General features: G+C 69.3%; 19 protein-coding genes. 1 reads left to right on the top strand and 18 read right to left on the bottom strand.

What is annotated here, in order from left to right:
• Positions 1-28: 28 nt before the first annotated feature.
• From OG507_RS31955 to OG507_RS31970, 4 genes are read right to left on the bottom strand one after another with little or no spacing between them, the layout of a single operon-like run.
• Positions 29-1,090 (bottom strand): Wadjet anti-phage system protein JetD domain-containing protein, encoded by a 1,062-nt coding sequence (locus OG507_RS31955; RefSeq protein WP_327370574.1) that lies wholly within the window; start codon positions 1,088-1,090, stop codon positions 29-31.
• Positions 1,087-5,544 (bottom strand): hypothetical protein, encoded by a 4,458-nt coding sequence (locus OG507_RS31960; RefSeq protein WP_327370575.1) that lies wholly within the window; start codon positions 5,542-5,544, stop codon positions 1,087-1,089. The genes OG507_RS31955 and OG507_RS31960 overlap by 4 nt, the downstream gene beginning before the upstream one ends.
• 24 nt (positions 5,545-5,568) lie before the next feature.
• The gene (locus OG507_RS31965) at positions 5,569-6,384 is read right to left on the bottom strand and encodes a hypothetical protein (RefSeq protein ID WP_327370576.1); all 816 of its coding nucleotides are present in this window, start codon (positions 6,382-6,384) and stop codon (positions 5,569-5,571) included.
• Entirely contained in the window at positions 6,381-7,937 is a 1,557-nt protein-coding gene (locus OG507_RS31970; RefSeq protein ID WP_327370577.1) for a hypothetical protein, read from the bottom strand. The genes OG507_RS31965 and OG507_RS31970 overlap by 4 nt, the downstream gene beginning before the upstream one ends.
• Positions 7,938-8,900: 963 nt before the next feature.
• On the opposite strand from OG507_RS31970, the gene OG507_RS31975 reads away from it, so the two are divergent.
• A complete protein-coding gene (locus OG507_RS31975; RefSeq protein WP_327372171.1) occupies positions 8,901-9,797 on the top strand; it encodes a DUF5655 domain-containing protein in 897 nt (298 codons plus the stop codon).
• A 154-nt stretch (positions 9,798-9,951) separates the two neighbouring features.
• On the opposite strand, the gene OG507_RS31980 is transcribed toward OG507_RS31975, so the two are convergent.
• From OG507_RS31980 to OG507_RS32045, 14 genes are all read right to left on the bottom strand, one after another.
• On the bottom strand, positions 9,952-11,328 hold the full coding sequence (locus OG507_RS31980) for a DUF317 domain-containing protein (RefSeq protein WP_327370578.1): 1,377 nt from the start codon (positions 11,326-11,328) through the stop codon (positions 9,952-9,954).
• 65 nt (positions 11,329-11,393) lie between these two features.
• Positions 11,394-12,512: a DnaB-like helicase N-terminal domain-containing protein gene (locus tag OG507_RS31985; protein ID WP_327370579.1), complete on the bottom strand. Its 1,119-nt coding sequence runs from the start codon at positions 12,510-12,512 to the stop codon at positions 11,394-11,396.
• Positions 12,512-13,783, bottom strand: a complete 1,272-nt coding sequence (locus tag OG507_RS31990; protein ID WP_327370580.1) for a DNA cytosine methyltransferase — start codon at positions 13,781-13,783, stop codon at positions 12,512-12,514. The genes OG507_RS31985 and OG507_RS31990 overlap by 1 nt, the downstream gene beginning before the upstream one ends.
• The gene (trpA, locus tag OG507_RS31995; protein WP_327372172.1) at positions 13,780-15,132 is read right to left on the bottom strand and encodes a tryptophan synthase subunit alpha; all 1,353 of its coding nucleotides are present in this window, start codon (positions 15,130-15,132) and stop codon (positions 13,780-13,782) included. Before trpA ends, OG507_RS31990 begins: the two co-directional genes overlap by 4 nt.
• Positions 15,129-15,788, bottom strand: coding sequence for an XF1762 family protein (locus OG507_RS32000; RefSeq protein WP_327370581.1), 660 nt, complete (start codon positions 15,786-15,788; stop codon positions 15,129-15,131). The genes trpA and OG507_RS32000 overlap by 4 nt, the downstream gene beginning before the upstream one ends.
• Positions 15,785-17,575 (bottom strand): type IV secretory system conjugative DNA transfer family protein, encoded by a 1,791-nt coding sequence (locus tag OG507_RS32005; protein ID WP_327370582.1) that lies wholly within the window; start codon positions 17,573-17,575, stop codon positions 15,785-15,787. The genes OG507_RS32000 and OG507_RS32005 overlap by 4 nt, the downstream gene beginning before the upstream one ends.
• 96 nt (positions 17,576-17,671) lie before the next feature.
• Positions 17,672-18,889: an IS110 family transposase gene (locus OG507_RS32010; RefSeq protein ID WP_327367044.1), complete on the bottom strand. Its 1,218-nt coding sequence runs from the start codon at positions 18,887-18,889 to the stop codon at positions 17,672-17,674.
• A 265-nt stretch (positions 18,890-19,154) separates the two neighbouring features.
• Positions 19,155-19,934, bottom strand: coding sequence for a DUF317 domain-containing protein (locus OG507_RS32015; protein ID WP_327370583.1), 780 nt, complete (start codon positions 19,932-19,934; stop codon positions 19,155-19,157).
• 2 nt (positions 19,935-19,936) lie between these two features.
• Positions 19,937-20,353 carry a hypothetical protein gene (locus OG507_RS32020; protein ID WP_327370584.1) on the bottom strand — a complete coding sequence of 139 codons (417 nt, stop codon included), beginning with the start codon at positions 20,351-20,353 and terminating at the stop codon, positions 19,937-19,939.
• A 169-nt stretch (positions 20,354-20,522) separates the two neighbouring features.
• Positions 20,523-21,344, bottom strand: a complete 822-nt coding sequence (locus OG507_RS32025; RefSeq protein ID WP_327370585.1) for a DUF317 domain-containing protein — start codon at positions 21,342-21,344, stop codon at positions 20,523-20,525.
• Positions 21,335-21,691, bottom strand: coding sequence for a hypothetical protein (locus OG507_RS32030; protein ID WP_327370586.1), 357 nt, complete (start codon positions 21,689-21,691; stop codon positions 21,335-21,337). The genes OG507_RS32025 and OG507_RS32030 overlap by 10 nt, the downstream gene beginning before the upstream one ends.
• 26 nt (positions 21,692-21,717) lie before the next feature.
• Positions 21,718-22,521, bottom strand: a complete 804-nt coding sequence (locus OG507_RS32035) for a DUF317 domain-containing protein (RefSeq protein WP_327370587.1) — start codon at positions 22,519-22,521, stop codon at positions 21,718-21,720.
• Entirely contained in the window at positions 22,518-22,901 is a 384-nt protein-coding gene (locus OG507_RS32040) for a hypothetical protein (RefSeq protein WP_327370588.1), read from the bottom strand. The genes OG507_RS32035 and OG507_RS32040 overlap by 4 nt, the downstream gene beginning before the upstream one ends.
• 274 nt (positions 22,902-23,175) lie before the next feature.
• Entirely contained in the window at positions 23,176-23,586 is a 411-nt protein-coding gene (locus OG507_RS32045) for a hypothetical protein (protein ID WP_327370589.1), read from the bottom strand.
• Positions 23,587-23,639: the final 53 nt, after the last annotated feature.

Raw genomic sequence — 23,639 nt, forward strand, 5'->3', positions numbered from 1 at the left:
CGCAGGAGCCGCCTCAAGGGGAGGAGGCTCACCATCGCCAGTCTGGCTCGACGCTGAGTTCATTGCGGTTGGTTGCCTCTTGCGCGATGCGTTGCCCTTTGGTCAGCAGGGCATGCGCTGCCTGCTGGAGTTCCTCGGGGAGCCATGTTGTCAGGCTGGTGGCGCGTTCGTTGGCGATGATGTCGCCGGCGGTGGGCTCGTGGGCGAGCAGGAGGCGATACAGGCCAGTCGCTGGTTCGATGGGCGGCAGTCCGTGCTGTACGCCGTTGATGGAGGCTCTTGCCGGGATGGCGATGCCTTCGGCGTCGAGGTCGCCGTAGTAGACGATGCGGTGGATGCCAGGGAGCTCGGTGGTGTTTTCTACGGATGCTTCGAAGGCTCTTCCGGAGCCGAAGGCGATGTATCCGATGCGACCGGGGGCAGGTTTGAGCAGGTTGCGGAGAGTGGCGTAGGTGTCGCTGTTTTCCACTACGAGCATGGTGTCGCCGTCACCGAGCCTGCGGTGAGCCAGCGGGGGCGGTTCGCGGTAGGTGGCGAGCTGCTTGAGGGTCAGCCTGCCAGGGGCGAAGAGGGCTCCGGTGATCAGCGTGTCGAGGCGCTTTTCGTAGCGGAAGATCTCGTATGAGCGCTCGCGTAGGGGGAGCGGAACGCGTCGGGTTGGCTGGTTGTGGGTGTCTCGGAACCAGCGGTTACAGGCGAGGAGGTCCTTGGTCTGGGACGCAGTCAGCCGGGTGTCGTAGGCCCAGTTGAGCTCTGGCCGCCATGACACATGCTGGCGTGGGGTGGAGAGTTTCGCAGGCGCCGCGGTGGGGATCCGGACCTGTTCCGGAAGAGCTGGGCGGCCGGCGTCCCATTTGGTGCGGGAGGCGGGAAGGCCGATGATGCCGCGATCGGCGATTTCGTACAGCAGCGTGGCGAGGGTGCTGCGCGCGCTCGCTCCGCTGGCGGCGCCCGGCAGAGCGCCGCGGAATGCCTCCATGAGGGTGGCCCGGGTGACTGTGGCTCGATCGGCGCGGGCTTGGAGTGCCGCGCTGAGTTGTGCCGCTGCGGGGGAGAGCGGAGCCTCGACCTGGTCTGCGGGTGAGGTCACTGAGTGTTGACCTGCTTCCTGTACAGCCGGGCGGAGGTGAGGAGGCCGGCGGGTTCGGGGGCGTCTTGGTCGGGGTTGATGCGGGGTGCGGGGATTAGGGCGTTGCGTACTTGTTCTTCGAGCCGGATGAGGGAGAGGCCGCTTCGGGCCTCGGCGTCGTTGCGGAGCTGGATGCGCATGGGGAAGCGTGAGGTGACGTCCTCGTCGGTCAGTCCGGTGGTGTAGATCAGCTGGATTCCCAGCGCGGCGGCCATCTGCATCTGGATGTCGACGAGGTAGCCGGCGTTGGCCCGGCCGATGGGGTTGTCGAGCAGGAGCAGTCCGCCATTGCGCGTGCGGCTGCGAGGGCCGGGTGACGTGCGTAGGGCGGCGAGCGCGCAGTACAGGAGGATGGCGCCGGTCAGTTCCTGGCCACCGGAGAAGACTCGGCTCATTTCCTCGACGGGGACACGGTCCAGGCGCTGGGCGGCATTGGGCTTCATGACCTCGGCGGTGAACCCGCGGGGGACTGCCGCTACGAGGCAGCGCATGACGACGTCGATGCCCTTGAGCTTGCGCGTGCGCGGGTTGCCTGCCAGAGCATCGACGGACTCGTGCATCTGAGCGGTGAGAGCAGCCAGGTCTGGCTTCTTGTAGCGGATGGTGAGGAACTTCTGCCCGGACCAGGGAGCGTCCCCCTCGGGGAAGGCGGAGAAGCGGCTGGCCTGGTCGAGGCGCTGCAGGAGGTCAGTGACGAGGCCGCTGAGCTGTGAGGCGAGAGCCTCGCGGGCCTTGGCCATGCCTTCCAGGTCCGAGTTCAGGGCTGCGATGCGGGAAATCAGTGCATCGGTCCAGGTCGCAGCCATGGCGGGGATGTGACGGCCATCTAGGGCGGAGATCTGCGTGCGCAGCGGGATGTCGAGTCGTTCGAAACGAACATCGGCGGGTACCTCCTTGAGCCGGCTCACGGCCCCCTCCAGCTGCCGCTCCGTTCCGCGGGCAGCGTCCCGGCACGTGGTGTGCGCGGCTGTCACCTGGCGAGCGGCGTATTCGGCTGCTTCACCAGTGCCGGCGTAGGGCGGACTATCCGGCGGAACGGCCAGACCGTGGACAGCGGATTCGAGCATCGGCAGAACCCGGTCGAAAGCTGCCAACTCCTTGGTGGAACTGGCCTGATCGCGGCGGGCACTGTTGAAGGCACCGGCCGCAAGGCGCTCCTTCGCCTGAGCGGTGTCGAGCTCACCCATCGCCCGGGCCTCCAGCTCGCGAGCCTCAGCAACGGTGGCCGGCGTCCAAGCGGTGGCGTCTTTTTCGTTCAGCGAGACTGCGGGGGCCAGGAGCTTGGCACGCTCCACAAGACGGCTCGCCTGATCGCGCAGCCGCTGGAGGGCAGCGTCGCAAGTTTCGATCTTGACGGTGAGGGCACGCACAATGGCGTCGCGCTGGACGGCGTCACCGGCTCGCTCATCGCGGCTGTGGGTCAAGGCCAGACCCCGTACCTGTTCGGGGACTTCGTTCCATTCTTCCTGGCTGTCGAGCAGGGCCTGCTGTGCTGCCGCGGCCCGCACTTGCTGGTCCTCGCCGACCTCAACGCTGCGCAGCTCATCCTGCGCTTGCAGATGGCGGTGCTGGAGAGCGGGGAGAGGCAACAGGGGTGGGTTGGAGGCGTCGTGGGCCTGTTGCGCTTGGGACGTGCTGGTGATCTCTTCGCGCGAGCGGGCGTATCCGTCTGCCGCCTGCTCGGCCGATTCGATGGCCCGAGCGAGTTGCAGGATCTCCTCACCCGCCTGGTCGATCTGTCCGGCCAGTGACTCGAGTTCGTCAGTGCGAGCGACTCTTTCGCCTGTGAGAGCCGCGAGTCGGGTCTGCGCTTGGTCGGCTGCAGACTCTTCCTCCGCCAGGCGCGTCAGACTGTCGGCGATCTTCTGCGCGGTCTGGAGGTCCTCGGTGCGGCGTTCGCATGTGTCCTCGGCGCTCTCCAGAGCGGCTTCCTGCTCTCCGGCTGCTGTGCGGGCCGCGGCCAAATTGGCCTCTGCCTCCTCAGCCGCGGTCTCCAGCTGTTCCAGCTGGTCAAGTCGCTTGGACACACTCAGGCCGCCACAAGCGTCACGCCAGTTCACGATCTGCCGGACAAGGTTCCGTACAGCGCTGAGGCGCTGTCCGAGCACGCTCAACTCGCGGCTGACCTCGGTGATGCGGGTGTCGACCGCGGCGCGCTCGTGTGCGGCGGCTGCCTCGTCGTGAAGGGCGGGTGAGGGCTCGACCACGAACCGCCCGCCATCCGGGTCCGTCAGAGCGCTCAGCATCCGTTCCCCGGTGCCCACCGTGACAGCGGCGCAGGGCAGGGGGCGAAAGCGCTCCACCATGCTCTGAGCGGCTTCCAAGCCGTCGGCACCGCCCACGATGATCCCGCCCACCAGGTCGGGGTGCGTTCTGATGACCTGCTGGCGCTCCGTGGTCGGTACGTTGTCGCGCATCCACTGCCAGCCGGGCACGGCGTGGATCCCGTGGTCCGTCAGCTTTCCGCACAGATCGCGTACCTCTTTGGCGGCAGGCAGCAGGCCCTCGCTGGTGTCGAGGAGGGACAGCAGGGCCTGATCGTTCTCCAGATCGATGTTCTTGCGTGTCAGTGACGTCTCGAGGCCGCCGGTGCGACGCTCGGCGAGCTGGTGCAGGGTGTCGAAATGATCGTCCAGCCAGCGCAGTGCATCACCGGCGTGAAGGTCATCACTGTTGGCTTCCAGCAGCTCGGCACACAGGGGGCTGCTGCGAATGTCCGCGGCCCGAGCTCGCAGCCGACTGGTCTCGTCATTCGCTGTCGTCGCGGCAGCACGTGTGGACCAGGCCAACTTTTGCTTGTCTGTCAGCGCGGCGTGGGCTCGGTCCCGTTCGGCCCGGATGCCCTTGCGGGCCTCGTTGGCCTCGCGGAGTAGCTGTTCGCTATGGCGTACGTGGTCCTGGGTGCGGGCGGCGGCATCGGCGGCGCTTTCCTGCGGGGTGAGGAGATCCTGTTCCTGGGCGGTGCTCAGGTGTGACGCGAAGGCTTCGGTCTGCTTCTGCAGAGTGCGGGTTTCCTCCTGCGCGGCGCCCGCGGCGGTGAGCAACTTGTTGCTTCGGGTACGCCACTGCTCGATCTGTTTCTGTGTCTCGGTCGTGGTGTCCTTGTGCGTACGGATCGTGTCGCGGGCCTCCTTCTCGGCCCGTGTGTAGCCCGCGCGCAGCGCAGCGGCTGCGGTGTCGAGGGCCTGGACGTAAGGGGCGGCGGTGCGTTCGGCTTGAACGAGTGCCTGCTGGGCGCGGTTGTGGTTGTCCAGCGCCTGGGTGTGCCGCAGGGCGACCGGGACGCTCACCCACGCCCCGCTCTCATCCTGCGTCTTCTGCTTGTCCTTCTGGGTTTGCTTCTGTTGCGCGGCGATCTCGTCCAGCTCGAGCGCGTGGGAGCACACCTGTACGTGCTGCAGGCGTGATTTGGAGAGTTCGCTGGTGCGCTTTGCGGCTTCCAGCGTGCGGTGTGTGTCCTTGAGGGTGGTGTTCCTCTCGGACTCGGTGGCGGTGAGGACGGTGTGGCGTGCCCGGACCGCGGCGGTGAGGTTAACGAGGTTCTTCTCCGCGTCCTTGGCCGCACCGGCATGCTTGGTTAGCGTGCCATGGAGGCTGGCGACTTCCTCGCATGCGTGCTGCATCTCCACCGCGAACTGCCGCTCTCTTTCCCACTGGGCGCGTTCGTCGTGTGCGGCGGCATAGCTGTGGAACGCGGTCCCCAGTTCGGTGTACCGGTCATCATCTGTGGCCTTGCGTAGGAGCCATTCAACGAAGGCGTCGGCGGTGTTGGTGGTGAAGGCTGCGGCGGCGTCGCTCTCCTTTGCGTTCATCCGGCGTTGCACGTCGAAGAGTTCGGGCTGCAGGCCGAGGCCGCGTTGGTGCTTCTCCCACTTCTCCTGGCCTTCGAGGATGTGCAGCTCGAGCGCTTCGACGCGCTTTTCCCAGTCGCGCAGTTCGGTGCAGTAGTCCTCGTAGGGGGTCCAGTGTCCTTCGCGGTGGAAGGGAAGCCGGTCGGCGTCCAGGGCTGCGGAGGGATGGAAGCTGTAGAAGCAGCGGTGCAGTTTGCCGTCGTGCTCGGGGGCCAGGACCTGGGCAGTGACCAGGAGGCGTCCGGTGCGGGCGTCGGCCCATTCGAGCACCACGTGGGACGGCTGGGCCATGGAGACAGTGAAGTTGCGCAACGTCTCCAGATCGCTGTGGCGGTAGGGGATGGTGGTGCAGGTGATCCCCGTCAGTAAGACGCCCTTGCCGCCGCCGTTCTGCAGCATGACCAGGCTGGCGGGCGCCGGGCGCTGCACGACGTGCCCGGCAGCAGGAATCAGCGAGGCGGTCTCCACCTCGGCGCCGGCGCCGGAGAAGTCCAGGGGCACGTCCTCGTAGCGGGCATCTTGCGGCCCGAAGTTTCGCAGCAGAATGCGATTGAGCTCATACATGAAAGAGGTCCTTGGGGTGAGCGTTCAGCTGAACAGGTCCGTTACCGGCGTGGCGGCGGCTGACGCGAGGGGGTCGTCCGGTGACGGCGGGTTGTGGTCGGGTGCGCCGCCGGCGGGGAGGGCTGCGACGCCCAACGCAGCGAGTTCCTCCAGCATGTCGCGCGCGGCCTGGTCGCGGATCTGTAGTCGGTACTTGACGTTGGTGACATAGGTGCCGGCGTCTTCGTCGCTGAGCTTGCGTACGAAGCCGTGGCTCTCCAGATGCGTGAACGCCTTTTTCACCAGGGCTCGCGTCGAGGATCGCGGGGCCCTGTCCGTCTGTGTCTTTCCCGTGGCGTTGCGGCGCAGGTAAGCCCGCCACAGCCCCTCCAGCCCCGGCTGATCGCTGGGCGGATCAATGTCCTCATCGGTCTGGGCAAGGCGGCGCTCGATGGTCGAGGCCAGGACCCGGACCTCTTCATCGACCTGTTTGACGGAGATCCGGCCGACGTGCTCGTCATCGTCGAGGTCTTCGGGACGGGGAAAGGCCATGGCGGCGATGGTCAGCTGGGCCAGCAGGTAAAGGGGGCGATCGGCGGTCTGCGGGACGAGGTCAGAGACGGACACCGCGAAGTCGGTTTCGGGCGTGGTGCCCAGGACCAGTCCGGTCAAGGGGTGCACTTCCAGCACCGTCAGCTCGAAGCCCTGGGCGACCTTCCGTACCATCTGCGCGAAGTCCGGCTCGGTATCGAAGCGTTGGACGAGCCGGGCGTACTCGCCAGAGCGGGCGGGCGCCTTGCGGCGGGCCATGGCAAAGGCAACCATCCGGGCTGCCTCGGCTGCATCCTCGTGGCGGTTCATGCACTCTCCTGGTCAAGCTGGCGGGCGTCAGGGCCTTGCGGTCGGCGTGGTGCGGGGAAAGCGGACAGGGGCGCGTTCGCCAGCGGTTCCTGCCCCATAGCGGCGCCCCCGGTGCGGACCAGGAGGAAGTCACTGCCGCCAAAGAGGTCGTCATCCAGGACTGTGCCGTCGTCGACGGCCACCACGGCAGCTTCACCAGCAGCCAGCTGGCGCACCGGAATGAGCCGGAACAGTTGCTGAACGCGGAGCGTGAGCAACTCATCGGTGCCGGAGTTCGGCCCCGTCCACGGGCCGGGCTGGCGGGTCGCGGTCAACAGGGCCGAGAGCCGCACGCCCTGCTCCGTGACGGCCGCCAGCAACGTGTCCACCGCGTGGTGTTGCTCGTCGCTGAAGGCGGAAGGGGCGTCGAACTGCGACCAGTCGTACTCGTCTTGAACCGGCACCAGTTCCTCGCCGGCCTCGTCGGTGACCTTGGTGAGCCCCTCAAGGAAGTCGGGCAGGAACATCACCCGAGGGCGCACGGGCCCCAGGACAGCGCGAGTGAACGCTTCCAAAGGGCCCAGGCACGCGTTGAGAGAGAGGTCCAAGGCCGGTTGGAGGAGCTGCCCGTGCAGATGTACACGCGTGTGGATCGCCGGAGCGACGAACACCTGACGGTCTTGTTGACGCCGGAATTCCGGGCCGACCTTCATCAGCATGTCGATCAGTACCGCATGACGTTGCCAGCACTCGTGAATGAGCGCCTCCAGATCTTCCAGCTGCCTGCGCTTGCGTTCATCGGCGGTGGCTTCCAGCAGCTGGTTGACCCGCTCCTTGAGCATCGTCTCGGCCGCGGACCGGCTGCGCACGTGCTCCAGAGCCTCATCGACCGTGTCCCTGACTTCCGTGTCCCAGTCCACAGCCCGCACATTGCGCTTCATCGCTTCGATGCGCCCATGGATGTCCTTGGCGTACCGGATGCTCTGGATCCGTGCACTGTGGGCGATCTGCCATGCCTCGCTGATCCGAGAACGCTTGAGTAGAGCCTCCAATTTGGCTTCGGCGGCGATCTGTTCTGAGGCGATATCGACGTCGATCGCATGCACCAGCACGGTGATCGCCGCGTCCGTGGCGATGAGCGCGGCCTGCCCCACGTGATCAGGGACTTCCTTGAGGATCTGGAAAGATGTCTCGCGCGTCTCGAACCCGTCGTCCGTCACATACCCCACGTCGTGACGGAAAGTGCGGTCGCGTTCTTCGGTATTGATCAGCCGCTCGGTCACCCACCGCGCGACCGCCCGGTACTCCTCCCCACCGCGGCCCGGCAGCTGCAGTGCGGCGTACTCCGCAACGTGCTCCACGACCGTCTCCTGCCGCACGGCCGTCCGCATGTCCGTGCGCAGCGTCACGAAGTCGATCGCGGCCAGGGCCAGCTCGGCCATGCGATATCGGTCCCACCCGCGTTCCTTCTTGGCCTTGCTGTTGTCCAAGGCCAGCAGCGGAAGTACCACTGCCAGGGCCCGCATCCGCGACGTGATGCTCTCGTAGACTGCCGACGGCTCTTCAAAGATCACCAGCTCTGCCCCCCCAATTCATCTCTGGCGCGCTGAGTTCAAGCTAAAACACGGCACTGACAATTCCGACGGAAATCGAACTAACGTCGCATTGCTGGTGTGGCTATTGACGGATGCATTTGAGCCCCGGGGCGCGGTCGAGGTCGAGAGTGAAGCTGCCGATCGGGTTCGTGCTGCCGGACAGGGTGAGCGTGTAGCCGTTACCGGTGTATGTGTTTGGTCCGGAGCGGGTGAGTGGCTCTCTTGTGCCGCGGCGCCACAGGTGGAGCGAGCCCGCAGCGCGAGTGAGCCTCAAGCTCCCGGGGGCCTGGTCGGAGGTGAAGGTGTCGATGTCGGTGTGCGGATTGGGGGCGTCTTGAGCAGGCGGCATCGCGCTGGGGGCGGGGCGTGGTTTCGCCGCTCGAGCAAGGCGTGCCCGGGGTCTCTTTTCGGATGCGCGTGGAGGTCTTGCAGGACGGCGGCGGTGATGTGATCGGCCAGGATGTCGGCGTTGTTGGACAGGCAGATATCGCGTAGACCTGTTGATCCCAGGTGCGGCGCTGCCGAGAAGCCCTGCTCGTGTCCGAAGTGGAAGACGGCGGCGTCGTCGCCGCGGGTGCGAGGCGTAGAGGCCGGGGCCGTAGCGGTATGGGAGGTGGTCACTCGGCGTGTAGGAGAGGGTGTCCTGCCAGGGGAGTTGGGGCTGCTGCCAGCTCTGGTGGAGGTGCGTGAGCCACCGGTCGAGATCGCCGGGGGTGGTCCACAGGCTTCCGGGACCGGGCAGGGTGACCGGCCTTGAACGTGCTGCCAGGTGTGGTCGGTGGCCTGGTAGGCGGATGCGGCTCGGGCGATTACCTGGCGTGGGTCTGCCTTGAAGTGGGTGTCGTTCATGCCGCTCACACCATCTTCACACTCCCGAAGCCCCTCGCGGAAACAATCCTGCGCCGGCTCGGCGTTGGTGATCTCCGAGCCGAGGAGGGGAAGGTGTCGGGCCTGAAGCTGTTCCGCACGGATACGACGAATAGCGGCATGACCGAGGTCACGCCGCGTCTTGCTGAGGTTGAGGCAGATGTGCAGGGCCTCGTCGAGGCGCATATGGAGACGCTGCTGGGGGTTCGGTTCCTGGCGAGCGAGTACGGCACGGGGCCGGTGCACGCGGGCCGGATCGATTCGCTGGGGCTGGACGAGAACGGGTCGCCGGTCATCGTCGAGTACAAGCGGGGTGTCGACGCTGGTGTCATAAACCAGGGACTGTTCTACCTGGCCTGGCTGATGGACCACCGGGCCGAGTTCGAGCACCTCGTCCGCGACCGGCTGGGGGTGACGGCCGCATCCCAGGTCCTGTGGAGCGGCCCGCGTCTGATCTGTATCGCCGGTGACTTCACGCGCTACGACGTGCATGCCGTGCGCGAGCACCGGCGGTCGATCGACTTGGTCCGCTACCGACTCTTCGGCAGCGACCTGCTCGGCCTTGAGACCGTGGCGTCCGTGAGCGGCGGCATGCAGGTGGCACGCCGAGTGCGCCGCCAGGCGGTTGCTCGGGCGGCAGCCGACGTCCAGGGCGCGTCGATGATGGAGCTGGCGGGCGCGGTCGACGAGGCACTGCTCGGGCTCGGGGACGGTGTGAACCGTGTTGAGCGCAAGCAGTACAGGGCGTATCGGCGTCTACGGAACTTCGCCTGCCTGTGTCCGCCGCAGCGGAGCAAGCTCCTGGTCTACCTGAAGGTCGACCCGAAGGACGTCGACCTCGTTCCGGGGTTCACCCGGGACGTGTCGGGTCTCGGTCACCACGGGACGGGTGGTCTGGAGGTGCAGCTCCGTACGCCGATGGACGTGGAGCGGACGCATGATCTGTTCCGGGCCAGCTACGCGGCGGCGTGAGAGTCTGCCGGCCTCTGGCTGCTCTGTGGTCGTGGGGTGGTGCCTTTCGACGTGCGGGCAGGGCGTGGCGGTGGACTATCAATGGTGCGCGGGATCGCCGGTTTGGCTAGCCGGCGATCCCGCGCTATGTTGCCCCGCTCTCGTGTGCCGGTGATCAGCGTGAACGGCTGGCAGTGGGGCCGGCCGCGACCGCCGGAGCGGCTGGCGGGCTGGAGACGAGGCTCGTCCTGCGTTCGGGGCCCGCGGGCTGCGGGCGGCGAAGGCCGGTTTCGTGGGCGAGGGTCTCGGAGAGATCGACCAGCAGCGAACTCGGGGTGTGCGGGGACGCGGTGAGGGTCCAGGTGGGCCGGTCGGGGTCGGGACCGGCCCAGACGGTCCAGGTGGCCAGGTTCTGGCTCGGGTGCTGTGCGGTGAAGGCGTCGAACTGGACGCCCGCGTCCTCGGCGGGGGACGTCCAGCGGATCCATCGCCCGTCCACGGTGTGCTTCCATCCGGCGTCGCTGAGAGGCTGCGTGGCCGCTGTGACCATCTTCTCGTCCACCGGGGCGCCGATGGCCGTGTCCCAGCCGTCGCCGTCGGCGAGGTGGTCCAGCAGCTCCTGCAGCACCAGGGCGGGGGTGGCGCCGGTCGCGGTGAGGACCCACACGCGGTCGGAGACGGGCGTCTCGTAGGCGGCTACGGTCCATGCGGTCTCGTGGGCCGGGGTTTCGTGGACGCGCTCGATGCGCAGGGTCTGGGACTCGTGGATGGCGTGGGTTGTCTCGTCCGACCAGGTCCGCCACTTCTCCCAATCGCCGTGTGCATCCAGGAAGGCGTCGAGCAGGGCGTCGTGGTCGCCGGCATCGGCCAGGTAGGCCGGAACAGTCTCTGGCTCCGGGCCGGACGATTCGGGCTTGGCTGCGCTGAGGTCGGAGATGGCGCGGGCTTCGGCGGCGGCGCGTTCGGTGTCGGTCAGGGGCGCCGCGCCGGGGCGCATGCCTGCAGCGTGGACCTTCTCGAAGGCGAGCAGGGCCTGGGCGGGCGAGTCGAAGGTGTCGGCGATTTGGCGCAGGTGGTCCTCGCCGTGGAGGTAAACGGACTTGCCGTTGCGGCCGAGGTAGGTGCCGACCGCGACGGTGGTGTGGCCGTCGTGGGCGTGGGCGTGGATGAGGAGCTGGCCGTGGCGGATGTCGTCGTGGATCTTCTGGGCCTCGTTGGAGACCTCGCGGATTTCGCTGCGGGTGCACCAGGGCATCGGGTAGTTGGCCCAGGTCCATTCCTCGTCTATGGCCTCACGGAGTCGAAGGGTGATCTCGACGGTGATGCCTTCGGCGGACAGATGTTTGGCTGCGTCCTCGGCCCAGTAGGGCTCCTCGTGGTCGATGCGGACCAGGACCAGAACGTTGTCGGCGACGACGGTCCAGTCGGCTGCCTCCAGACCCATGAGAGCGATGCGGGCCTGGGTGCCGGTCAGGACGGCGGTCACGGCGCTGGGATGCGTGGGGTGGGTGTCGAGGCGGACGTGGGCGTCGATGGGGAGTGTGGTGGTCACGTTGGGGTGTCGTCTCTTCTGCCGGTGGCCGGACCTTCGGGTCCGGCCACCGGCGTATGCGGGCGCTATCGGGTTGCTCGCGCAGCGCGGGCGGTGTGCGCGGCCGTGGTGGTCGGCGGGCCGGCGCGGGTGGTGGGCGCCGGTCGCGGTCGCTGCGGCGGGACCGTTCCGGTGGCGTGCTGCCAGCGGGTGCGGACGGCGCCGATGTCGGCGAGGGATCGGCGGGCGCCGACGACGAGTTGGAACGGTGTGTTCGCCGGGTCGCTGGCGTACGCCTCGATGAGTCGGCCGGTGTGATCGGCGGTGGCCAGGAGGGAACGCTGCAGGGCGCGCTCGCCCCAGTGCTCTACGGAACCAGCCGGTTCGGCCAGCAGGCGGAGCACCACGCCCGGTTCGCTTCCGTCGTCCAGCAGACCGCGCTGCTGGGCCTCCCACAAGACGGTGACGGGGTCGACGGGCTCGCGACGCCGGGCGAGGGTGGTCAGGCACTGCCACAGGCCGGCGTGCAGCGGCAGAGTGAGGTCGTCGGGGAGCAGCCACCGGATGGAGTCGATGTCGGCGGGGTGGGCGGTGGCGGTCGCGAGCAGCAGCTGCTCCTCCTCGACCGCCTCGGTGTGGTCGGGCGCGATGGCTGGCGGCGGTGCCGGGGTGCGGGGCAGGACGCCGGCGCGCGGAGGGAAGCGGCTCGCGATGTCGTCCACGACCGCGGCGAGTGCGTCGGCCTCGGCGAGCACCGTCTGGACGGGATGCGGGAGGGAGGCATCGTGGACGGTCTGGACGAGGCGTTCGGCGGCCGTCTGCAGACGGCGGCGGGCGTGTTCGGCCTCGACCATCCGTGCGTAGGCCGGTGCGTGGCGAGGCCAGGGGCAGACCTGGACGAGGGTGTGCAGGTACGAGGCGGTCAGTCCGCGCGCCTGCCCACGTCCCGTGGCGAGCACGCGGTCGAGCCATTTGGTGTTCTTCGCGTGCTCGGCGGGGTCGGGCGGAGGCAGGGTACTGATCGCGGCGAACAGGGCGGCGTGCGCGGCAGTGGAGAAGGCGTCGGCGGCGATGCCGGTCACGTCGCCGAGACGGCGCGGATCGAGGAGGAGGGCGCCGAGGAGGGCCTGCTCGACGTGGAACACCGGCTGCGGCGGCGCGATGGCGTCGAGGTCGTCTTCGTCGGGTTCGGGGGCGTGGGGCATCAGGCGGCGAGAGTGAAGTCGTCGGGGTCGAGGGCGACGCCGAGGAGCGGGGCGAGAAGGTGGCCAGCGAGCAGCGGCGGGACAGCGTTGCCGATCTGGCCGAAGACCTGACTTTTGTTGCCGGCCCAGGGGTAGTCGGCGGGGAAGGTCTGCAGGATGCCGGCCTCGCGGGCGGTGATCCGGATCGGCTCCGGCACGGCGGGGGCGTCCGTGCCCTGTGTCGGCGCAGCGGCCGGTTCGGCGACCCAGGTGCACTCGTTCGCGCGGTGCCCGAAGAACAACGTGCCCGCCGGCTCCTGGATGGACCGGATGGTGGTGTTGGCCTGGTTGTTGCTGCGCAGCGACCAGGACCAGCGGTGGGCCTCGGCGGTGAACGTCGGCGCCGGAGCGCTGGCAGCACGGTTCTCACGGGTGCCGTGCCGGGCGGCCCATCCAGCTCCTTCGCGACGGGACTGCAGGACCACTCCGTCCGGCCGGGGCATCCAGGTGCCGCGCTCCCGGGCATCGGACAGCGTTTTGCGGGAGCCCGACGGGAACGGTTCAGGCCCGCCGCCGGGTCCGCCGCCGGCGCAGACGGTAGGGACGGGCCGGTCGGTCGCGCCCCATCCCAGGGCCTCGGCCATGCTCACCCAGCGGGCGCGGCCCGGACCGAACAACGAGTCAGGCTCATCGACCTGGGCATGTGTCGGCGTGGGAGGCTGCGCCGTACGGACCCGGGAGGCGAGCAGAATCGCCCGCCTCCTCGTCTGTGGAACACCGAAGTCGGCGGCGTTGAGGATCCCGTACCAGACCGAGAACCCCCAGCCGCGCAGGACAGCCGCGTACTGCATCCACAGCGGAAGAACGTCCGGCACCTCCTCCATGGCGACCCACTCGGGCTCGCCGACCGTGTTCAGGGCGTAGAGGTAGCGCATGGGCTCGGCCGCGAGGAGGGAGCGCTCGTCGCGGCACGCTGCGAGGAGCCGCTCGCGGGTGTCACGTCCGGCGGCCAGGTCCTCGACCGCTGCGTGCACCAGCGGCTGGTCCACCAGGCCGAGGCGTTTGCCGGCCATGCTCCACGCCTGGCACGGCGGGGAGGCGATCAGCCCGCGGGTGCGGCCGACGAAGGGCCACGTCGGATACATCGCTACGTCGGTCCGAACCGTCAACTGCCCGGCGGCAGAACGGGTCCTGCAGGCCCACTCGTCCCATTCCAGACCGACGTCGCGAATGCCGAGGACGCCCAGTGCCCTGCTCCAGCCGCCCGGCCCCGCGAAGAGATCGAGTATCACGTGGCCAGCCCAAGGTCCTGCGCGAGCGCGTCGGTACCTCTGCGGCACGCCCAGGGCGAGCAACACGTGCGGGTATCCGGGAACGCCGCCTGGGCGCGGTATATGTGGCGGTAGAGGGTGGGGATGCGGTCGAGGAGGTCGGTGGCCGACTCGATGAACTGCTGGGGTGAGGGGCCGATGAGTACGACCGGTCCTGACGACACACCGTTTCGGCGGCGCTGGTTCTCCAGGGCGCGGGCGAGAGCGGCGGTGAGTTCGGCGCCCGCGTCCTGGGCGGCCTTGGTGATCTGCGCGACTCGGAGGAGGAGTTGAAGATCTGCCGATGTGGCCTGCGGCGTTGGCTGTGCGAGGTCTCTGAACAGCTGAAGGGCAATGCGTGCGAGGGCTTGGGCCTCGGTGATCCGCTCAGTCAGTGCGTGCGTGTGGTTGGTGGCGTTGGTGCGTAGGGCCCTGTGCAGGGTCAGGGCGTCGGCGGTGATCCGGGCGAGGGTCTCGACCGGTGTAGGACGATCAGGCACGGTCCTCCGGGGGGTGGTCGGGCGCAGGGCCTGGGCGAACGCGGCGGCCAGGATGGGGGCTTGGTCGGGGGCGGTGGCCAGGGCGCGGACGATGGGGGTGCCGATGACGACGGCGTCCACCAGTGGGGCGACGCGCGCTGCGAGGTCGGGGGTGGAGACCCCCACCCCGGAGACCACGGGCAGCGGGCTCGCGGCGCGCAGACGCTGGGTGAAGCCGGAGAGGGCCGGGATGTCGAGCGGGCCCTGGTAGCCGGTGGGAGCGCTGCTGGCGGGAGCGTAGAGCCATCCCGATGCCCCGGTCACCATGTGGGCGAGGTCGGCGTCGGTGGTGTGACGCGGGACGAGGCGTGGGGTGCGAAGGCCCGCGCTCTGGGCGGCGGCCTGCCAGCGGACCGCCTGGTGGGTGGGCAGGTCCACGACCATCACTCCGGTCGCGCCGGCCTCGGCGAACAGGCGGGCCAGGTGTTCGGGACCGTGGCGGCTGACGGGTTCCCAGTAGGTCATGACTACGGTCGGTCGGAGGCTGGCGGCATGTTCGACCGCGCGGAGGGTGCGGTCGAGGACGCTGCCGCGCATCAGGGCGCGGCGGTACGCGCTCTGGATGACGGGGCCGTCGAGGACGGCGGTGTGGTGTGCCAGCCCGATCTCGAACAGTGCGCACCCGGCGTGGGCGAGGGCGTCGAGGTGACGACGTTCTGCGGCTGCCGTGTGCATGCCCGCGGGGACGAACACGGCCAGTGAGCATGCGGGTTGGGTGAGAAGAGTGTGGAGGGCGTCGTGGGTGGTCAGGGTGGCGCCTTTCCCGGCGGTAGCCCTGTCGCCGTAGATCAGCGGTGGCGTACGGCCGGTGGAGTCGGGGTGGTCGCGGGAGCAGTGGCGCTCCGGCCGTGATCGGGTTGCGGCCCGGGCGTGGTGTCCGTGGTGGGTCGGCTGCTGAAGGCGGGAGCCACGCGGTCGAGGGCCTGGGGGATCTGATGGGCCTGGTCGTGGGCGTCACGGAGCTGTTCCGCGACGGAGTCGGCGAGGCGGTCCCATTGGGCTCGGTACTGGTAGCGCTGGATGATCTCGGTGGCGTTACGCAGCTGCTCGGCGAGCTGCCGCAGGACCGCGGTCTGCTGCTCTGGGCTGGTGGCGGTGTGGGTGGCCGGCAGGAGCGCATCGAGGGCGGTGGGCAGCGGGGTTGCGTCTGTGGGGAGGCCGAAGAGGTGAGCGCGCAGTGCTTGGGCAAGACCGTGACGGGTCCGCCTCGCGAGCGGTGGTTGAACTCGGCTGCCGCCTGTCGACGAACGCTGAAGCTGACGATCGTCGAGGTGACGGGCCACCGGCCGGCCGACGATGACCACGGCGCGCAGCGTGCCGGTCTCGTCGGCGGCTCCGACGGCGAAGATCTGACCTACGGGCGGCGGATGGTGGCGGTGCCAGTCGCGCACGAAGTCCTTCGCCTCACGTGAGCGGACCGGCACCAGGTGCAGCCGGACGTCGCTCACACGGCCTTCCCGAAGTCGGACTGGGCCGGCGCGTGCTTCGCCACGGCGCGGGCGGTGATCGCCTTCGACGCGCGGGCGGACGCCGCGGACAGCTCCTCCGCTCCGGGCTCCCGGTACCACGGGCGCAGATCGAGCATGGCGGCCCTCATGCCGGTGGCGAAGCAGAGCGCGGTGCCCTTGGGGAGGGCACGGATCGCGTCGGCGGGCAGGATCCGCTCCTGCCGCATGCTGACCGAGGTCGACTTGCCGGACTCCGAGTGCGAAGTGGACGTGGTCTCCACGTCGTGGTCGCCGATCAAACGGCTCAACTTGTCTGCGAAATCGGGATCGTCGATGCCGCTGCCGATGACCTTTACCGTCGAGGCAGACCACATGGCATCCATACCCGCGTCCCCCCAAACCTTTTGGCCCTGGCGGTAGGACTGCAAAATGGTGATAGGGATGATCCCGCGACTTCCGAGGTGCGAATACAAATCCGGGAGGTCTGAAATCTTGCAAACATTCGCGGCCTCGTCGAGGATCGCGAGCATCGGCGGGTCAAGGCGTCCGCCTGCGCGTTCGGCCTGAGCGGTTGCGGCACGCATCACGGAGTCCGCGCAGGCCGCGATCAACGCCGAAGCTCCGCCTCCGCCGTCCTTGCTGAGCAGGAAAAGCGTGTCAGTCGAGGTGACGAATTGCTCCGGTCGAAATTCCCGGACGTCTTTCTGCGGTGTCACCCACGCGGCTATTTCCGCATTCAAGAGCGCGGAGGCGTACTGCCGGGCTGTTTCGTAGATTCCATCGCGCGTTTCCGGCGGCCCCTCGACGGTTCCTTTGAGCTGAGCGGCGACGGCGGCGAAATCATGGTCGCGGAGAATATCGAGCGGAGTGCGGTCGGCGGGGAAGGCGAGCCACTGCATGATGTCGGTGATCGGTCGCTCGTCGAGCGCCGTGGCCAGCAGCAACTGGGACAGGATGTTGCTGCCGGCCTTCGACCAGAAGTCGCCCTGCTGGGAGGCGTCCACCGAGGCTGCGAGGAAATGCCCGGCGAGCCGGTTCGCCCCGTCCAGGGTTCTCGCGCTGGCGAGAGGGTTCCACCACATCTCGCGTGCGGCGTGGGCGATCTGCTGCGTGTCCATGGTCCACACCGCCCCCGCCTTGGCCCGGGCCTCGTAGGCAGTGGTGAAGGCGTCTCCGGCGGCCTTGTTCGACGTCAGCAGGACCGGGCCTGGCGCGCTGAGCATGGAGGGGATGGCGAGCGAGGTCGTCTTGCCGGACCGGGGCGCCATGATCGCGACGGCGACGTCCTCGAACCCCATCCGTACCTCGTGGCGGCTGCCCTGCAGATTACCGAGGAGGATGCCGGTGTCCTTCGCGTCGATGCGCTTGGTGTCCTTCAGACTTGGGCGCAAAGAGCGGGCCTTGTCGGTGATCGCCTTGGCCATCAGCGGCTTGATGTCCCGGGCCTTGGCCATGTCGGTGATCTTCTGCCGACCGCCCCTTCGGTTCTTGTGCCGGGCCCACAGGATGCCCGCCCCCACACCGAGGGCAAGGAGCAGGACAACGGGGACGATGCGGGCACTGATCAGCAGGGACGTTTCTCCTGCGTCGGGCCAGACCTGCTCGGGGTGGAGCAGGGCGGTGGTCGGCTGGTAGGGGGCCCAGGTGGCGCCGGTGAGGTAGGCGGTGATGTTGCCGGACAGCCAGGCGAGGTGGGACAGGGGGACGACGACGGCGAGCACTCCGAGAAGGAGGCGCAGGACGAGGTCGTACCCGTCGGTGTTGCTGTTGGAGGAGGAAGGGGGCAAGGGCTACGTGCTTCCGGGCGGGGACGGGGGGGGGTGCCTCTATGTGTTTCGTCAAGGCGCCCGTGGTGGGTTTGGGGTAGTTCGGTGTTGCTGGGGTCACGCGGCGAGCTCAACGTCTTTCGGCGCCCGAGTCTCGTAGAAGGTGCCGTCGCGGAGCATGGCGAACAGGACGCTGATGCGTTGGCGGGCGAGGCGGAGGAGGGCTTGGGTGTGGGTCTTGCCGCGGGCGCGTTGCTTGTCGTAGTAGGCGCGGGAGGCGGGGTCGGCGTTCATACAGGCGAAGGCAGAGAGGAACATGGCGCGTTTGAGCTGCCGGTTTCCGCCTCGGGGGGCGTGTTCGCCGTGGATAGAGGTGCCCGACTGCTTTGTCGTGGGCGCGAGACCGGCGTAGGAGGCCAGGTGGGCGGCGGTGGGGAAGCTGGAGCCATCGCCGACGGTGACCAGCAGGACGGCGGCGGTCCTGACGCCGACGCCGGGCATCGAGGTCAGGACCTGGGAAAGAGGGTGGGCCTCCAGCAGGGCGTTGATCTGGGCTTCCATTGCCCGGCGTTGGGTGTGGACGGCGGCCAGGGACGCGGCGAGAGAGGGGATAACGATGTCGAGGGTGCCGGCGCCCGGGACCACAACGGTTTGCTCGTCGAGCGCGTCGAAGACCTCGTCGATCAGCCGCTGGGCCATGCGTGGGGCCTTGGGCCGGATCAGTTCGACGAGCCTGCGGCGGCCGGCTTTGCGCAGGGCGGACGGGGAGCCGTAGCGCTCCAGCAGCCAGGTCACAGCCTGGTGGTCCAGACGTGGCCCGAGGACGCGTTCCAGGGAGGGGTGGAACTGGGTGAGCAGGCCGCGTATCCGGTTGGAGGTGCGGGTGGCCTCTGCGGCGAGGTCCTGGTCGAAGCCGACGAGGACGGTGAGCTCGGCGGTGATCTCGTCGGTGAGTTCGAGCGAGCGCAGGGTGTGCGGCATGGTGCGGGCCGCGTCCGCGATCACCGCGGCGTCCTTGGCATCGGTCTTGGCCTCGCCGGGGTAGAGGTCGGCGATCCGGCGCATGGCCAGGCCGGGCAGGTAGGCGACGCGGCAGCCGGCGTCGCGGGCGACGGTCAGCGGGAGGGCACCGATGGAGGCGGGCTGGTCCACGATGACCAGGACGGTGCCGAACTTCGCGGCAAGTTTGTCGAACACGGCCCGCAGCTTCGGTTCGCTGTTGGGCAGCGGCTTGTCGAAGACCTTCTTGCCGGCCGGGGTGAGTCCGTGGCCGTGGTGAGCGGACTTGCCGACGTCCAGGCCGAGGAACACGCCCACGTCTTCGATCTCGAACATCGCACCCTTCCAGGGGTGTTGACGGTGCCGGCCTCGGCTCGGGTGTCGTGCTCGCGCATCCACGTTATGCAGACCTGCCGCCCGCGAACTGCCCGGCATTGCGCCGGACCGGACGGTGGCCGGACCTCTGATCAGCGTCTCCGACGAACACCCCCGGACCCGGCGACACCACCCCCCAGGTCATGCCTTCGACAGGGGGCAACAGTCATACCGGGCCCGGAGGCCAGCGGCCCCGTTGCAGGACCGCGAAAAAGATAACGGGGGATCAGCGGCTGCGGCTGTTGTTGGCCGGCGGCTGTCGCGAGGGGACCGGACTCGTCGGCGGGGCGGCGCGCCGGGCAGCGAGGGAGTGGACGCGTTCTTCCAGCGCCCCGGCGACGTACACGGCGAGCACGTCCGTGGTCCTATAGGTGACGACGTTCGGGTCGTGGGTCGGGAGACTGCACCCGCTGTCGATGCTCGGTACGGGCTTCGGATCGGCGAGCGCAGCGGTGAACGCGGCGACCAGGCGGGCGGGAGTGTGCGCGCCGAAGCGGGCCTGCCACACCGGCCGGGCCGGGCCGAGCGTGGCGGTGACGAACCAGGCTCCCGGTTCTTCCGCGCTGCCCAGCCGCTGGAGATACGCGGTGCCGTCGGGCGACACGAGGCCGTTGCCCGCGGAGGCGGGCGACCAGCCGATCTGTTGGAGCGGCTCGAACGGATCGGAGGGCGCGCCCGCCGGCGGGGCCGGGTCGGTGAGGGCGTCGGTGGCGGCGGCGATGAGTTCGACGGGCGTGCGGGCGCTGAAGCTCGCGTACCAGGCGGGCCGGTCCGGCTCCGCAGCGTGGCTCAACGTCCACCACTGGCCGTCGGGGTCGGGCTCCAGGCGCAGGAGGGCCTTCTGGTCGGGGCTGGAGAGCAGGACGCGCGGCATCAGGGGGTCGTTGCCGTGACTCCAGCCGCAGGCACGATGGAGGGGGACGGTGATCCAGGCGGGGTCACCGCCGCCGGTGAGGTGACGCGGTGCGATGAAGTCGACCTCGACGGTCTCGGGAGTCGGGGGCATGCTCACTTTCGTGCCGCAGTGCGCCGGACGGGTGCGGGGGCCGGTATGGGGGCCAGGGGCGAACGGGCCTTGCGAGCGGCGGAGTTGATTTCCCGGAGCGCCTTTCCGTGGGTGGCCCAGTCGTCGAGGTAGCTCCACGATTCGGCGTGATGCTCGGCGAGGGCGTCGTCGAAGTCGGCGGTGCCGGGCTTGGCGGTGGCCGGGAGAGCGTCTCGGGTCTCCAGCCACTGCTCGTGCAGTTCGTCGAGCCGGTCGAGGGCGGCGTGCAGAACGCCCAACTGGTAGACCCAGCGGCTCTGCACCGTGTTCTCCGGCAGATGGGCCAGCTGTGTCTCGGCGGTGGCCAGCAGGTGACGGGCGCCGTAGCGGAGCGGCTCGAACGCCGTGAGGGTGTCGGCGTCGCGCTGGCTCGCGCGCATGCCGTAGGCGTGGTCGTCGTGGGGCCAGCCGTCGAGGTCGGTGTGCTCGTCGGAGTAGGCGTCCCAGGCGTCGAGGATGTTCTTGCTGTCGCTCAGATAGTCGTCGAGGTGGCGGAGGAAGTCGCGGTGTGCGTGGTGGTCGGTGGAGATGAGGTGGAGTCCTGTCGGTTCAGCGGCGAGCGGCCGGCTGGGCTAGGCCGACGTTCGCCGGGGTCGTCGCGGGTTTCGTCTGCTGCCGGCGGGCGGAGCGTGCCTGCGCGCGGAGGGATTTGAGGCGCGTGGCGTGGGCGTCGACCACCTGCTGTGGGCGCAGTGGGCTGGGCTCCTGCACGGCGCTGTAGTGGCCGGTGCGGTCGTACATGCCGCGCTGGAGCGGGCTACGGTCGGCCAGTGCGGTGAGGAACGATCCGACCAGGTGGGCGGGGGTGTGTTCGTCGAAGTAGGCGTGCCAGATGCGCGGGCCGTGGAACTCTCCGTGGCCGGGCTGGCGGGTCTCGACGTGCCAGGACGGCCGGTCGCGGAATTCGCTCAACGGGCGCAGTTCGATGTGACACATGGAGTTTGGCGAGCGCGCTGTGGCGTCTGAGTCGCGGTGCCACCCCGCCGAGGTCACCGGCTGCCATGGGTCCGGCTGCTGTGGCGGCGGGACGATGAGGGCGTCCGTGAAGCCGGCGAGGATCTCGGCGGGCACGAGTTCGTCGAACTCGGCGTACCAGCCGGGCTCGGTGTCGGTGGGCTCCGCCCGCAGCCGCCACCACGCGGAGGTGCGGGACTGCGGGTCGAACTGGAGGCGGTGGCGAAGGTCGGGGCTGCGCAGGACGATTTCGGCGCTCAGGGGGTCGGAGACGGCGCTCCATCCGGCGGCGGCCAGGCCGTGGGTGACGTGGCGGGCGTCTCCGGGGCCGGCGAGGTGGCGGGGGCTGGTGTCGAACGGGATCTGCCCGGCGTGCTTGTCTGCGAAGGCGGCGAGCTGCCGTTCGCTCAGCGGCACCAGCAGCACCCCGGCTCGCTCGCGGCGGCGCTGCCGTACAGGTCGCGGAGGTCGTCCAGGACGTAGTGGAGGGTGTGCTGGTCGGCCTGCTCCCACGCGGCCGTGCGCAACTCGGCAGTCCGAACGTCGACCTGCGCGGTGCGCGGCGTGTCCGGGTGGTCCTGCACGGCACGAGCGAGGGCGCGCAGGGTGTCGGCGAGCTGGACGGGCAGGCCCGTGTACTCGTCGAGGAGAGGCTCGACGAGGGCGAGGGCTTCCACGGGGTCGGGGTTCTCGCGCAGGTAGTCGGTGAGGTCCGACAGTGTTTCGGTCAGTGTGCGGATGGTGTCCGGGGTGAGTGCGGGCATCGGGCTCCTTGGAACGGGGCGGCGGGTCAGCGGCGGGTCCGGGCGCCGCCGGCCGGGGTGTAGGGACGGACGCTGGTGCGCGGCCGGGTACTTCGGGCGCTGTTGCGGGCCCAGGTGGCGGCGCGGGCGGCCGTGATCCGGGCCTGCTGCCACGCACTGAGCTGGGAGGGCTTGACGGAGACCGACCAGGTACGGATCTGCGCGCTGTGCGGAACGCGTCCGCGCGGGCGCATCACGGGATCGGGGCCGGCGAGTTCGGTCGAGAAGGCTTGCACCAGGTGCATCGGCGTGTTCGGCGTGAAGTTGGCCGTCCAGCCGTTGCCCTGCTTGTCCTTCGCTCCGGTCCACCACATCGCCGAGCCGTCGGCGCCCTGGTGGTACTGCATCCACGCGGTGCCGTCGGGGCTGGTCGCCATGTAGTGCTCGCCCTCGAAATGCGTGTGCCAGTTCTGCTCCTGCAACGGCGCCCAGACGTTGGGGGCGTGGGCGGAGCGGGGACGGGTGAGGGCGTCGGTCAACCCGGCGACGATCTCCACCGGCGTCTGCCGGCCCAGGTGCGCCGACCACTCGCCGTTGGGGCCGTCCGCTCTGCCGTGGATGGTCCACCCGCCGGGAAAAACATAGGGGTCGTAGGCGACACGGACGGTGCGGTCCGGGCTCTCCATGAACAGAGGACCGCCCGACTTGGACTTGTCCCGCCAGCCCGAGGCGCGCAGGAACTCCGAGACGTGCCGGACGTCGCCGCCGCCGGCGAGGGCACGGGGCTGGACGAGGTAGTGCTGCTCGGCCTGCTCGCCTGGCCCCCAGCCCTGCCACTGCTTCTTCTTCACCGGCGCCGCCGGACGACGAGCGGGGCGGGTGCCGGGGGCTTCGCCGCGGTGGTGGCGGGCAGGGTGCCGACGTGCTGCAGGGCGTCTTTGTGTTCGTCCAGGTCGAGGGTGATGTCGTGCAGTTCGTTCGAGGCGCGGCCCAGCGCGAGCCACACCTCTGCGGGGAGGGCGCCTCGCTCTGCCTGGTCCTTGGCGAACACGCTGCCGGTGGCGACGAGGTGGGTGACGCCGCCGAGGACTCCGGCGTCCGGGTCGAGAACGCGGGCGATGACCTGCGCGGCCTGGGGAGGGGGAAGCTGAGAGAGGTGGTCGGCGAGCTGGCCGAGCTGGCGGGTGATCTCGTCGGCCAGTCTCACCGGGTAGGGCGCGGGGCGGGACATGCTCCTCCGGGTCGGTGGACGGTCAGTGGTGGTGGCGGTGACCGACGCGCTGCGTCTCGGCGAGGACGGCCTCCGGGCGGGCGCCGGCCAGCGGGGAGGCGCGGTCGGGGCCGGTCGGGATGCAGGCGCGCAGGTAGCGGCGGAACAGGGCTGTCGCGAGTCGGGGTTTGAGCCGGTTGCTGATCGGTGGGGGTGTGCGGGCTGCTACGGGTTTCTCCGGGGATCGGGCGGTGCGGGGGCGGCCCCGGCGTGGTGCCGGGGCCGCCCGGGCGTCTTACGGGGTGTGGCGGGCCGGTGCGGGGCGCGAGGGAGAGCTGGCCGGCGGTGCCGGTTGCTGCGCGGCAGGGCGGGCCGCACGGGTGCGGATGTCGTGCACGGCCTGCCGGTAGGTGGCTTCGTCGAAGACGTCGGGCGTGCAGTTGACCTCGTAACCGGCCACGAGCAGCGCGGGGATGGCGCGGCTCGCCAGGCGCTTCTGCTCGTCGGCACCGAGGTGTTCGGGCACGGTGTGCCAGATGTAGAGCGGCCCGCCCGTGGGGTATTCGTGGCGTTCCAAGCCGAGCTGTTCCAGCAGGTCGTGGAGCTGTGCGGGGGCGCCGGTCGAGGTGTCGGCGTGGATGGTCGTCGTCAGGGCCTTGATGCAGATCTCGACGTCCGTGCCGTACTCGTCGGCCAAATTGGCCATGGGCCTCTCTTCGGGGTCAACGGCGGTTGGGCCTTGGTGATGGTGACGTACTC

Origin of the sequence: Streptomyces sp. NBC_01217 (assembly GCF_035994185.1) — a bacterium.
Classification (GTDB): Bacteria; Actinomycetota; Actinomycetes; order Streptomycetales; family Streptomycetaceae; genus Streptomyces.